This is a genomic window from Candidatus Thioglobus sp. NP1, assembly GCF_003326015.1.
GTDB classification, from domain to species: domain Bacteria; phylum Pseudomonadota; class Gammaproteobacteria; order PS1; family Pseudothioglobaceae; genus Pseudothioglobus; species Pseudothioglobus singularis_A.
The window spans coordinates 989649-1002817 of record NZ_CP023860.1 but is presented as its reverse complement, the minus strand read 5'-3'; the positions used below and the strand labels follow the sequence as shown (position 1 = coordinate 1002817).

The 13169-nt window shown below is 35.1% G+C and carries 13 protein-coding genes; 4 read left to right on the top strand and 9 right to left on the bottom strand.

Annotated features, from left to right (window positions below; translation table 11 throughout):
- Positions 1-70: 70 nt before the first annotated feature.
- From xdhA to CRN91_RS05145, 9 genes are read right to left on the bottom strand one after another with little or no spacing between them, the layout of a single operon-like run.
- Positions 71-1549 (bottom strand): xanthine dehydrogenase small subunit, encoded by a 1479-nt coding sequence (gene xdhA / locus CRN91_RS05185; RefSeq protein ID WP_114115379.1) that lies wholly within the window; start codon positions 1547-1549, stop codon positions 71-73.
- Positions 1549-1893, bottom strand: coding sequence for a hydroxyisourate hydrolase (gene uraH, locus CRN91_RS05180; RefSeq protein WP_114115378.1), 345 nt, complete (start codon positions 1891-1893; stop codon positions 1549-1551). Before uraH ends, xdhA begins: the two co-directional genes overlap by 1 nt.
- Entirely contained in the window at positions 1893-3215 is a 1323-nt protein-coding gene (gene guaD / locus CRN91_RS05175; protein ID WP_114115377.1) for a guanine deaminase, read from the bottom strand. Before guaD ends, uraH begins: the two co-directional genes overlap by 1 nt.
- Positions 3215-4390 (bottom strand): urate hydroxylase PuuD, encoded by a 1176-nt coding sequence (locus CRN91_RS05170; protein ID WP_114115376.1) that lies wholly within the window; start codon positions 4388-4390, stop codon positions 3215-3217. The genes guaD and CRN91_RS05170 overlap by 1 nt, the downstream gene beginning before the upstream one ends.
- Positions 4387-4908, bottom strand: coding sequence for an ureidoglycolate lyase (locus tag CRN91_RS05165; protein WP_114115375.1), 522 nt, complete (start codon positions 4906-4908; stop codon positions 4387-4389). Before CRN91_RS05165 ends, CRN91_RS05170 begins: the two co-directional genes overlap by 4 nt.
- A gap of 1 nt (position 4909) precedes the next feature.
- A complete protein-coding gene (alc, locus tag CRN91_RS05160; RefSeq protein WP_114115374.1) occupies positions 4910-5908 on the bottom strand; it encodes an allantoicase in 999 nt (332 codons plus the stop codon).
- Positions 5898-6419 (bottom strand): 2-oxo-4-hydroxy-4-carboxy-5-ureidoimidazoline decarboxylase, encoded by a 522-nt coding sequence (gene uraD / locus CRN91_RS05155; protein WP_114115373.1) that lies wholly within the window; start codon positions 6417-6419, stop codon positions 5898-5900. The genes alc and uraD overlap by 11 nt, the downstream gene beginning before the upstream one ends.
- A 14-nt stretch (positions 6420-6433) precedes the next feature.
- Positions 6434-7360 carry an allantoinase PuuE gene (gene puuE, locus CRN91_RS05150; RefSeq protein ID WP_114115372.1) on the bottom strand — a complete coding sequence of 309 codons (927 nt, stop codon included), beginning with the start codon at positions 7358-7360 and terminating at the stop codon, positions 6434-6436.
- 8 nt (positions 7361-7368) lie between these two features.
- On the bottom strand, positions 7369-8052 hold the full coding sequence (locus tag CRN91_RS05145; RefSeq protein WP_114115371.1) for a GntR family transcriptional regulator: 684 nt from the start codon (positions 8050-8052) through the stop codon (positions 7369-7371).
- 309 nt (positions 8053-8361) lie between these two features.
- Between CRN91_RS05145 and CRN91_RS05140 the strand changes: the two genes are divergently transcribed.
- The 4 genes from CRN91_RS05140 (at position 8362) to CRN91_RS05125 (ending at position 13169) form a co-directional block, all read left to right on the top strand.
- Entirely contained in the window at positions 8362-9396 is a 1035-nt protein-coding gene (locus CRN91_RS05140; RefSeq protein WP_114115370.1) for a BMP family lipoprotein, read from the top strand.
- Between the two features lie 148 nt (positions 9397-9544).
- Complete coding sequence (locus CRN91_RS05135; protein WP_114115369.1) at positions 9545-11101, top strand: ABC transporter ATP-binding protein; 1557 nt, start codon at positions 9545-9547, stop codon at positions 11099-11101.
- A complete protein-coding gene (locus tag CRN91_RS05130; protein ID WP_114115368.1) occupies positions 11098-12198 on the top strand; it encodes an ABC transporter permease in 1101 nt (366 codons plus the stop codon). Before CRN91_RS05135 ends, CRN91_RS05130 begins: the two co-directional genes overlap by 4 nt.
- On the top strand, positions 12195-13169 hold the full coding sequence (locus CRN91_RS05125) for an ABC transporter permease (RefSeq protein ID WP_114115367.1): 975 nt from the start codon (positions 12195-12197) through the stop codon (positions 13167-13169). Before CRN91_RS05130 ends, CRN91_RS05125 begins: the two co-directional genes overlap by 4 nt.

The following is a 13169-nucleotide window of genomic DNA, read 5'->3' as shown; positions in this document are numbered from 1 at the left end:
CACCAATTACTGAGCCTTTTAGCTGAGAAGATTTTTTTGTGCTTTTATTAATTTTTCATCACTCCCTAAATTAATTTAACTGAGAAAATTCAGCAAGATTCTCAATTGGCTCATCTTGATACATCAAAATAGTTTTTTTAACTAAGTTTGCAGAAACTTGCAATCGATATTCTGAAGTTGCCCTTACATCAGTAAAGGGTGAAAATTCTTCATTTAAAACCTTATAAGCTAAAGAGGCTATATCTTCATTCTGCCAATTCTTTAATAAAAAATGTTCAAGTTTTTGGGACCTTTGAGGGATGCCTGACATCCCGCCAAAGGCGATTTTAAATGACTCTGGTTTATTGTTCTTAGATGAAATATTAATTGCCATACATACAGCTGAAATATCATCTTCATATCTTTTTGACATTTTATGAGTTATGAGTCGCTGATTATCTTTTGGCTTAGGAATAATAATACTTTCAATAAATTCACCTTGCTGAATAACTGTTTTTTTATAAGTAATAAAAAAATCTTCTAAATTAATTATTCGACTATCATTGCCTTTTCGAAGCTTTAATTTAGCATCTAAAGCAATTAAAACTGGAGCCATATCACCAATAGGTGAAGCATTAGCTATATTCCCTCCAATAGTAGCCCAATTTTTTATAGGCAAAGAGGCAAAACGTTGCAAAAAAGCCCCTAAGTCAGGCCAATTATTTATGAGACAAGAGGCAGCATCTTCATAGCTAACTGCAGCCCCAATCTCAATCTCTTTAGCACCCTCTTTAACCTCTTTTAATTCAATAACCTGGTTAACACTTACAATATGCGAGAATTCTTTCATTGACTGGGTAATTTCTAAGCTCAGGTCAGTTCCAGCAGCAATAATATTAGTTGAAGTATTATTGATAAGAATATTAGAGAGCTCATCTATTGTGGAAGGGGCATCAAATTTAATTGTTTTATTATTTTTTTTATAACTTAAACTTACGTGTTCAGGATTATTTAATTTTCCTAAAATATCAGTAATTTGCTGCTGATTTTTTTTATAGTAATCTAAGTTCTCATCACTTTTGTCATCAAACATTGAAAATGCTGCTGCAATTATTGGCTTATAGCCTGTGCATCTGCATAAATTGCCTGATAGTGCCTCGTTTATTTGATGCAGATTTACGGAATTTTTATTTTGATACAAAGCAAATAAGGACATAACAAATCCTGGTGTACAAAAGCCACACTGTGAACCATTTTCTAACACCATAGCTTTTTGAGAGGGGTGAAGCTTATCACCCTCAGTTAAACCCTCAACAGTTACTAAATGCTTACCAACCAAACCACAAGCAAGTGCCATACATGTATTTATACTTTTGTATTCAATCTTGCTAATCTTATTTTTTGTAATAATTTCACCAATAACGGCCGTACAAGCTCCACAATCTCCAGAACCGCAACCCTCCTTTGTACCTACAAGCTGATTATTTCTTAACCACTCTAGAACAGTAGTATTTGGATTAATTACACCAAGATCAGTTGGTGAAGAATTTTGATTTAGCAAGAAATACACTAGCTTCCTCGGTATGTTGAATAACTATATGGAGAAATTAAAAGTGGCACATGGTAATTTTCACTTTTTTCACTAATATTAAAGCGAATAATGACATCTTTTAAAAAAGGGCAATTTATGTTTTTTGCTTCATAATAATCATTAACTATAAATTCAAGCTCGTAACAACCTTCATCAAACTCTTCTTCTGACAACAAAGGTTTATCACATCGACCATCTAAATTAGTTTTTGTTGATTTAATATGTGTTGAGTTTGTACCCTCTCTTCGATATAAATTTATAACCACTTCACTTGCAGGAACTCCTGCAGAAGTGTCCAATATATGAGTTGTTAGTTGTCCCATTATGCTTCCTTTTTCTGGTAAATATTTTGACCAAGAATATAGACCTCTTTTATTAGTCTATCATCTCCAAGCGTCATCAAATTAAACAATATATCGCTAATATTATTTGAGGTTTCAAGTTTATTCTTTATCAATTCTGTGGCTTTTAAATCAATGACAATAAAATCTGCCTCTTTATTAGAATCAAAATTACCAATACGATCGTCCATATTGAGTACTTTAGCTGCAGCTAATGTTGTCAGATAAAAAGCTTTGACAGGATCTAAATTGTAGTCATTTAGCCGGCATATTTTGTAAGCTTCATTCATAACTTGGAACATTGAAAAGCTATCACCCCCGCCAACATCTGATGCAAGGGCGACACCTATTCCAAAAGCCTCTAATTTATCAATCTCAAATAAACCACTTCCAAGAAATAAATTGGATCTTGGACATAGTGATACTTTAGAGCCCGAATCAGCAAGGCGCTGATACTCCTCATCAGTATTATGAATACAGTGGCCAAAAACTGAATTAGTGCCAGATAAATTAAACTTATCGTAGACATCAAAGTAGTTTTTTGAGTCTGGGAAAAGTTCTTTTACCAAGTCAATTTCATCAATACTTTCATTTAGATGGGTTTGCAAGAGCACCCCTTTACTTCCATTATCCTCTGAATATTCATCTAACAACTTAGCTGCCTGCTTGAGTTGTTCAGAGGAAGATGTTGGAGCAAATCTAGGGGTAACTGCATAAGTCATTCTTCCCTTATTATGCCATTTTTCAATAAGCTCTTTTGAATCAGCATAACTATCATCTGAATTGTCACATAGTCCTTCAGGGGCATTTCTATCCATCATCACTTTACCAGCTACCATTCTGAGGTTTCTCTTTTGCGCAGCAGTAAAAAAAATGTCTACAGATTCTTTGTGAGAAGTGCAAAAGGTCATCGCTGTAGTAGTACCATTTTTGATGAGTTCATCAAGAAATAAATTGGCAACTTTTTCCGCATATGCCTCATCAGAAAATTTTTGTTCTTCTATAAAAGTGTACTTATTTAGCCAGTCCAGAAGACTCGTTCCATATGAAGCTATAACTTTGTACTGAGGATAATGCACATGAGTATCAATGAAGCCAGGCATCATTAAACTATCCTTAAAATGAGTTGATGAATTAGCCTTTGGCCATTTTGGAAAAAGCTCATTAAAGCTTCCAACTTCAATAATAGTTCCCAAATCAACATCAACAACCATTAAACCATCCTCAATATAGATTGGTTCTATCTCTGACCCACTCTCTATACAGTGGTAAATTGAACCTCGATAGTGATTGTATCCACTCATTAATTTGCCTCAATCCAAATCCCTAATTTCGCTCTCTCTTCATCGGTCATATTTGTAGTGTTAATTATTGGCATAGCTTTAGATAAAACTGCTTGCTTGTATATCTGATTCTTATGGGCAATAATATTATCTTTAGTATCAAGCATTATGCCATTTGGTGCCATAGCAAATGCCTTGTTTGAAGGCTCTGCAGCGTGACAACTTACGCAATGTTTTTCAATAATAACTTGAGCTTCAGCAATAGTTACGATCTCTTTATTTTGAACTTGTAATTTGCTTTGAGATGGTGCTAGAGCATAAATCAATGCTAATGTTGAAATTACTATTATGGCAATTAAACTATTTTTAGCTTTGCCAACGCCTCTTAAATTAAAGTAATGACGAACCATTACTAATATTCCAATAACAGCAATTAATACTAGCCAGCCATAATCTCCACTATATATTGTTGGGTAGTGGCCACTTATCATCATGAATAAAACTGGCAAGGTAAAGTAATTATTATGACGAGAACGAAGATAACCTGTTTTTCCAAGCTCTAAACTTACCTCTGTGGAGTTTTCACATGCATCAACTAACTTTTTTTGAACTGGAATAATGACAAAGAAAACATTAGCAACCATGACTGTTCCAACCATGGCACCAATTTGCATATAAACCGCTCTAGGATTAAAAATATTACTATAGAAATATGCAAAAAATGAAATTACTATAAAAATGATTGCTATAAAAATTGCAGATTTTGTAACTAATTTTGACTTACACAAAATATCATAGATGAGCCAAAAAAGTAACAACCCTACTAAACTTAAACCAACGCCATATGCTGCAGAAATTGAACTATTCGCAGCTAATAAATAAGTGCTAGCATTAAAATAATATATAACTGATAGCAGTGAAATTCCAGAAAGCCAAGTAACGTATGCCTCCCACTTAAACCAATGTAAAGGCTCTGGAAGAGTCTGAGGATATTTTTTATATTTTTCTAAGTGATAAAAGCCACCGCCATGAACCGCCCAAAGGTTTCCCGCAATCTCGTCCCTATTATTTAATCGATCGAGTTTATTTTCCAGCCAATTAAAATAGAATGATGCTCCAATCCATGCTATTCCAGCAATTACATGAAGAAGCTTCAAAGCAAGACTTAGCCAGTCAATAAGATATATTTGCATCATAAGCTTAACTCTACATTAATATCAACATCTTCAATCTTTCTAACAGTACATTGTTTTATAGTGTCTTGGTCAATATTGTGCTTTCTATCTATAACAACAAATTGCGCGTTATCTTTTAAACTAATTAAAGGAAAGTGCCAAACACCTCTTGAATAACTTATTCCTTGATCACCATTACTTATAAAAACTTTTATATTTTCTATTATAGGATCCTCAGCAGGAGGAGAGACAACAACAATAAAAGGTGTTTCTCCTTTAGGTATAAATGTTTGACTAAAAAAAGGATGCTTTTCCAACATTGTGATTTGCAGTGGGAATTGTCTTTTTTTAGCTACAAAAATATGAACACTTGTCTCGCCGCACTCTTCTTGGGTATCAATTTTTGCTAAGTCTGCAAACTTATTAGCAAAACCATCATTTATCGTTATTGAATCTTTATTTTCAATACTAAGTACATCACCAAATTGATTGAAATTTTCTGCTGTTAATGGCTCTGGAGTAAGGTTTATAGTGGTCATTTTATATAAAATCTCCAATGAGTTTTAATCGAGCAATTCCACCGTCTGGAAATATGTCAATTCGAATGTGAGTAATTTCTTGCTCATGAAGCAAGTCTTCCTTTTTAAAGATATTGATTTTATTCATTCCAAGTTTTTTCCTTTCAATTATTTTATCCCAAGTTTTACTAACTTCAAGCAAAGTATTATCATCAATATTACTAATATTAGCTGTTGAAATAGAAAAAGTATCTGGAAAATTACCCTTAAAAAAACTTGTATCCACAATGATTTCATGCACTTTTGCAGGTTGTGCTAAAGCAATTAATCCCCAATCATTACCTGCTTTACGTCGACGTCTAGTTTCCCATCCATCTGCCATACTTTGCGGCTCATGCTTTTCAAGGACATTACTCAAACAACCAAAATGCTCGTCATTTGCATAGATTGCTCTTGCCCCACTCTTTTTAGAAATTACATTGGTACCAGTGATCTCATACTTAGTTTGGTCAAACCATTTATTTCCAAAAGCCCTAAATCGAGCGATACCTCCATCAGGATGAAGTGTTAATTTTAAGTGTGTTAAGGGCTTATCTGATTTGCATGAGAAAAGATTATGGGAGTCCCCATCAAGGTTTTTTTTATCCAGCAGGTCAAACCATTCTGATACAGCTGATCCATCAACAACTCTATCATCAGTAGTCCCTCCTGGAACATAACAACCTAGAATTGATATTCCAGGAGCAAAATTTCCAGTGAAGTGCGTGGTATCGATATTAAAGTTTTCAATAATTGAGGGAGACCCAAGCCTAATAAAACAAAAATCATTTTTCCCATCGCGACGCCTTCTACTCTCCCAGCCATCCATCCATTTACCATTTGCATCATACTTATCTTCAATATAGACAGGTTCAGTGGGTTGCAACATACGACCAGAGTCCGCAAAAAATTCATCACTACAATAAACTACCTTAGTACCAAGTTCAGAATTTGCAACATCAATTTGATCTTTATATTCCATAAATCTCCTTTATTCTCAACCAAGCAATTTTATTAATCTCATTTAATGCGTTTGATCTTTCATCAGCCATTGAGTTTCCAATTCGTATTTTGAAGCTTGCAATAATATCAGTTTTATTTTTCTCTTTTACTGCCATAATAAAAGGAAAGTTAAATTTAGAAAAATACTCTTCATTGAGACTCTCAAAGAGTCTAATTTCTGAGTCACTACAATCACTAAGCCCTGCAGATTTTTGTTCGGTTGTTGAAAAATCAGTAAGTTGATTAGTTTGAGCTTTTTTGCCTGCTAGTGTTGGATGAGCAACAATCAAACTATCTTGCAAATCATTATCTGAATGCAACATAATTGAAGACAATAATTGATGAAAGCTCTCTAAATCATTATATTTCTCATCTGCCAAAACATCATCTAAAGACTTCTCTACGAACCATGGAGAGTGTTCATATAGGTTACTAAAAACCTTTAAGTATTCTTCAGAAGACGCTCTAGCAAGTTCTGTTGGTGATTTCATTAAACCTTTCCTTTTTAAAAATTTTTATACCAATGATCAGCAATCTCGTTTCGGGTACAAAGCCAAACATCATCAAAAGTTTTGACATACTCTAAGAATCTCCTCATTGCCATTATCCTTCCAGGACGACCTAAAATTCTTGCATGCATACCAACTGACATCATTTTAGGATGTGTCTCTCCCTCTAAATAAAGCGCATCAAAAGTATCCTTTAAGTAATTAAAAAACTGATCCCCAGAGTTAAAGCCTTGAGGAGAAGCAAATCTCATATCATTGACATCTAATGTATAAGGAATAATTAAGTGTCTATTATCAGATTTTGACCCTTCAGTCCAATATGGGAGGTCATCATCATAAGTATCACTATCATATAGAAAACCACCCTCCTCCATAACTAATCGCCTCGTATTAGGACTATTTCTTCCCGTATACCAGCCTAATGGTCTTCTACCTAAGTGCTCAGTTAAAAGTGCAATACAATCTTTGATATGCTCTCGCTCAGTCTTTTCATCTATATATTGATAATCAATCCAGCGCAAACCATGGGCACAAATATCATAATTATGTTCAACTAGGTAATCTGCAAGTTCTTTATTACGAACTATTGCAAGCGCTACTGCAAAAATAGTTATAGGAATATCAAATTCCTTAAATAATCTTAATATTCTCCAAACACCTGCTCTTGATCCATACTCATATATTGACTCCATACTCATATGTCTTACACCCTCATATGGTTTTGCACCAACTATTTCTGAAAGAAAAGATTCTGAAGCTTTATCACCATGCAAAATACTATTCTCTCCTCCCTCCTCATAATTCAAGACAAACTGTATGGCAACTCTTGCCTCATTAGGCCAATGAGGATGAATTGACTCCTTGCCATAACCGGTCATATTTCGAGGGTAATTTTTAAGACTTTCAATAATTTTTTTATCCATAATAAATGCTAATTAAATAAGTGACTATTGTTATGATTTTTCGTTGCCTTTAAATTAAAGTTGAGTGATTCAACGCAACGATCAAGATGAGAGTTAATTGCCTTTGATGCCTTAAGAAGGTCATTACTTTTAATAGCATCTATTAATTCAAAATGCTCAGTAAAAGAACAAAAATTTGACTCATTATCAGCATAAATTGAAGCAGCAAGAGCTGATAAAGGAATAAGAGGTTTAAGGCTTTCAACTATAAATTTATTATCACAAAGCTCTGCTAAAGATAAATGAAAATCACAAGACAACCTTGCTAGCTTTGCATTATCAGTATCCTGATGAAGAGACTTCTCTTTTTTTACTAAGGAGTCAATGCCTCTAAGGTCTAGTTCATTATTTTGATGCTTCTGAACGAGGATCATGATGACACTATTTTCAATAGCTTTACGAGCCTCATATATTTGTCTAGTTTCAATTTCTGTAGGTTTAGCTACTCGAACACTCTGATTTTTTTTATGTATCAGCACTCCTGAGTCTACCAACTTATCAAAGCCCTGTCTAACCTCAGCCCGACTCCATCCAAATTCTTCCTGTAAAGAAATTTCTGAAAGCTTAATACCAGGTTTAAGTCTATTTTTGAGGATTGACTCAAACACAAGATCGACAACTTTATCTGGGTTTTTTTGGGTAATTGTTGGCATTATTTATTTTTTTTCCTATAGTATAAGTGTTTTAGAAGTACACGTCAATATTGTTAACAATTATTGTCAACAATATGTAAATAGTTTATTTAATTTTGAATTAATAAATTTAATAAATAAGTTGAAATATTTTTGACAAAGGGTCTCTTCAAGAATAGAATAATCACAACTCGAGTATTTAATTTCTATATACTTAAAAGAACCAAAACTTGAGTTAAAAAAATAGAAGGTGTTTTAACTATCTTTTTTTTAATGATGGTTTTCGTACTATTTATAAAATTTCATATTACTAACTAAGGAGATTACAAAATGAAAAATGCGAAATATTCACATTTCAGTGGATTGATCAAAAAAACAGGCTTAGCAATTTTTGCTAGTACTGTTGTATTGGCAGCATCAGTTGCTCAAGCGGCTGATATTAAACCTGCTGTGGTTTATGATACTGCTGGTAAAAATGACAAGTCTTTTAATGAGGCGGTCTATAACGGCATTATGAAGTTTGGTAACGATACTGGTATCGCTGTTACTGAACTAGAGCCTACAAATGAAGCTATGATGGAGCAAAGTCTTAAGAAGTTTGCTCAACGTGGTTATAGCCCAGTTGTTGCTGTAGGATTTACAATGGCTAATGCTGTTGCTGCTGCAGCTGCAGAGTATCCTGATACTCAATTCACTATCATTGATGGTGTTGTAGATGCTCCAAATGTTCAAAATGTTGTCTTTAAAGAGCAAGAAGGATCATTCCTTGTTGGTATTATGGCAGCTATGGCATCAAGTTCTGGTACTGTAGGATTTGTAGGTGGAATGGATATCCCACTAATTAGTCGTTTCGAGTGTGGTTATAAGCAAGGTGTTGCTCATGCCGATAGTTCTATGAATGTTCTAGCTCAGATGACTGGTTCTACTCCTGCTGCATGGGGTAACCCAACTAAAGGTGGTGAAATTACTCGTAGCCAAGTTGAAAATGGTGCTGACGTAGTTTATGCTGCTGCAGGTGGAACTGGAATGGGTGTTTATCAAACTGCTGCTGATATGGGTGTATTAGCAATTGGTGTTGACTCAAACCAAAACTACATTCAACCAGGAACAATGCTTACTTCTATGTACAAGAAAGTTGGATTAGCTGCTTATGAGAGCTTTGAAGCTGCTATGAACGGTACTTGGGAAGCTGGCTTTAAAGTAAACGGTGTTGCTGAAGATGGTGTTGGTGCTGCTATGGATGAGTACAATGCTGATCTAGTTTCTGCTGATATGCTTGCTGCTGTAGAAGCTGCAAGAGCTGGAATTATTGATGGCTCTATTGTAGTTCATGACTACATGAGTGACAATACCTGTCCTTTATAAGAAGTAGTTTTTATTCTTAAAAAACATCCGGCTCTTGGGTCGGATGTTTTTTTTAAACTTTAATATAGAGTTTTTTATAAAACTATATATTAAAGTTACAAATTCATACAACTATAATTAATACATATTTTTTATATTAATATTCTCTATGGCTAAGTCAAATATTGCTATTGAACTTATAAATGTTGATAAACATTTTGGTGCCGTTCATGCAAATGATAAGGTTAATCTGAGCGTTGAAGCTGGATCAATTCATGGCATTGTTGGTGAGAATGGTGCTGGTAAATCTACTTTAATGAGCATCTTATATGGTTTTTATCAGGCTGATTCTGGGCAAATTAAAGTCTTCAATAAAGATTTCAGAGCTACCAGCTCTAAACAATCAATTGAAGCTGGAATTGGCATGGTTCATCAGCATTTCATGTTGGTTGATAATTTTACTGTTCTTGAAAATGTTATCTTGGGAAGTGAAGGTGGGGCTTTGATAACTGAAAGCCTAGCAAATGCTCGAATTGAATTGACGAGACTTGCAAAAGAATATGGTTTAGAAGTTGAGCTTGATATTGCGGTAGAAGAATTATCAGTTGGAATGCAGCAGCGAGTTGAAATATTAAAGGGTCTTTATAAGGGCGCAAAAGTATTAATACTTGATGAGCCAACAGGGGTTCTAACTCCTCAGGAGTCTGATGAATTATTTCGAATATTTGAAGCCCTTAAAAATGAAGGTGTTACTATTATATTAATCACTCATAAACTGCGCGAAATCATGAACATTACAGATCATGTATCGGTAATGCGTGCAGGAAAGATGGTTGCTCACCGTGAGACAAGTAAAACAAATCCTGAAGAGTTAGCTGAGTTAATGATTGGCCGAAAAGTATTATTGAATATTGAAAAGTCAAGTGCAAAGATTGGTAAACCACTTCTGGTTGCAAACAACCTTGAAATTCATAACGAACAGGGTTTGAAGAGAGTTTCAGAAGTTAGCTTTGAGGCTCGCTCTGGTGAGATTCTTGGAATTGCTGGGGTAACTGGTAATGGTCAGGGAACACTATTAAAAGCCTTAGCTGGAATACTTCCATTATCAAAGGGTTCTATTGAGATTATGGGTGAAACTATTACCCCTAAAAGTCAATTAAACCCTGAGCAATTACGTAATCTTGGTGTAGCTCATGTTCCTGAAGATCGTCAAAAAATGGGCATGATTGCAGATTTTAGTGCCAGCGAGACTGCTCTAATGGGTTATCACAATGATAAAAAACTTAATCAAGGAATCTGGCTCAAAAGATCATTAGTTAAAGCCAACTGTGAATCAATAATGGAAGCGTTTGATGTTCGTCCAAATAATCCAAATCTTATGTCTTCAAACTTTTCCGGTGGAAACCAACAAAAACTTATTTTAGCTAGAGAATTTGAACGTGACCCTGAAGTCTTAATTATTGGTCAACCTACTCGTGGCGTTGATATTGGTGCTATCGAATTTATCAGAAAACGTATTATTAAAATGCGCGATGCTGGTAAGGCAATAGTATTAATTTCTGTTGAATTAGAGGAGATTATGTCACTTAGTGACAGAATCATAGTGATGTGTGATGGCGAAATTACTGGAACTGTTAATGGAGCAGATGCAGATGAAGCTACCCTTGGAATGATGATGGCCAATGCTCTTGAATCTCAAGATGAATTAAAGGGAGCTCGAGCATGACACGCGATAGAAAGTTATCTTGGATAAATGGCTTATTACTGCCACTATTTAATGTTTTAACTGCGTTTATAGCTACAGGTATAGTATTTATATTTATTGGTGTAGATCCAATTGAAGCTACAAAGATATTAATCTATGGCGCTCTTGGCTATGATGAAGGCCTTGGCTACACTCTTTACTATGCAACAAACTTTGTATTTACTGGACTAGCGGTAGCGGTTGCTTTTCATGCAGGTCTCTTCAATATTGGTGGAGAAGGTCAGGCTTATGTTGGTGGTCTTGGAACTGCCTTAGTTGCGTTATATATGAATCCAGCTTTGAGCGCTTGGATTGTAATCCCATTAGCCATTTCAGGAGGCTTATTGTTTGGAGCTTTATGGGCTCTTATTCCAGCCTATTTACAGGCCTATCGAGGTAGTCATATTGTAATAACAACAATAATGTTTAATTTTATAGCCTCCTCATTAATGGTTTATATCTTGGTTAATGTGCTTCGTGAGGTGGGTGAAATGTCCCCAGAAAGTGGAGACTTTATTGAAGCCTCATGGATTCCTTTTATGCATGATGTATTGGCAAATTTTGGCTTTGAAGTTACAAAGTCACCTCTTAATATGTCGATATTTGTTGCGTTATTCTTTTCAGTAGTAGTCTGGTTTTTCCTATGGCATACCCGATGGGGTTTTGCAATTCGTGCTGCAGGTAAAAGTAATGAAGCTGCTATATATAGTGGTATTAATCCAAAAAAAATTATCGTTGTAACTATGTGTATATCTGGTGCATTAGCTGGATTAGTCGGTATTAATGAACTTATGGGAGTTCAGCATCGTTTATTTTTAAATTTTAATTACGGTTATGGCTTTGGTGGAATTGCGGTGGCATTAATGGGTAGAAATCATCCTGTTGGTATCCTGATTGCTGCATTTTTATTTGGAATACTTTATCAGGGTGGTGCAGAATTAGACTTTGAATTACAAAACGTATCAAGGGACATTGTTGTTGTTATGCAAGGACTCGTTATTTTATTTTGTGGTGGCTTAGAGTATTTATATAGGCCCGTTTTAATTCGCTATTTAGCGCCAGTTGAGGCATCAGAATGAGTGACTTCTTTTTAACTACTGTATTGACATTTGATGCTTCAGTGAGAATTTGTGTTCCACTTATTTTTGCTTCTATGGCTGGCTTATTTGCAGAACGTTCTGGTGTTGTTGATATTGGCTTAGAAGGAAAACTTCTAATGTCGGCTTTCATTGCTGCCAGTGCAGCAAGTGTTTTTGGATCGCCTTGGCTTGGTTTAATTGCAGGTATGCTTGCCTCCTCTGTATTAGCAATGATTCATGGTTTTGCCTCCATTACCTATAAAGGCAACCAGATTGTTAGTGGTGTTGCAATAAATATCTTAGCATCTGGACTTACGATGATTCTAACCTTAGCCTGGTTTAAAAGAGGTGGTATTACCCCAACACTTCAAAATGACGAAAGATTTCTATCTATTACTCTTCCTGGTGTTGATATTATTGATCATATTCCGATTCTTGGAGTTATCTACAGGGAATTAATTAGTGGTCATAATATCCTTGTGTATTTAGCCTTTGTAATCGTTCCAATAGTATGGTGGGTTGTTTATCGGACTCGATTTGGGCTTCGCCTTCGGGCGGTTGGTGAAAATCCTAAGGCAGTTGATACTGCAGGCTTATCAGTTGAAGGTCTTCGCTATAGAGCATTATTAGTTGGTGGTATTTTGTGTGGTATTGGTGGTGCTTATATTTCAACTGCATATACCGCGCAATTCACTAAAGAAATGACTGCTGGAGCTGGTTTTATTGCGTTAGCTGCCTTAATTTTTGGAAAATGGCATCCTTATAGAGTACTAGCAGCATGTTTCTTATTTGCCTTTTTACAGTCCCTATCAATTAGACTTCAGGAGGTAAAAATTCCACTTATTGGAGAAATTCCAGTGCAATTAATTGATGCAGCACCTTACATTTTAACGATTATTTTGTTAGCGGGTTTCATTGGTAAAGCTGTCCCTCCAAAGGCTTCAGCTCAACCATATATTAAGGAGTTATAA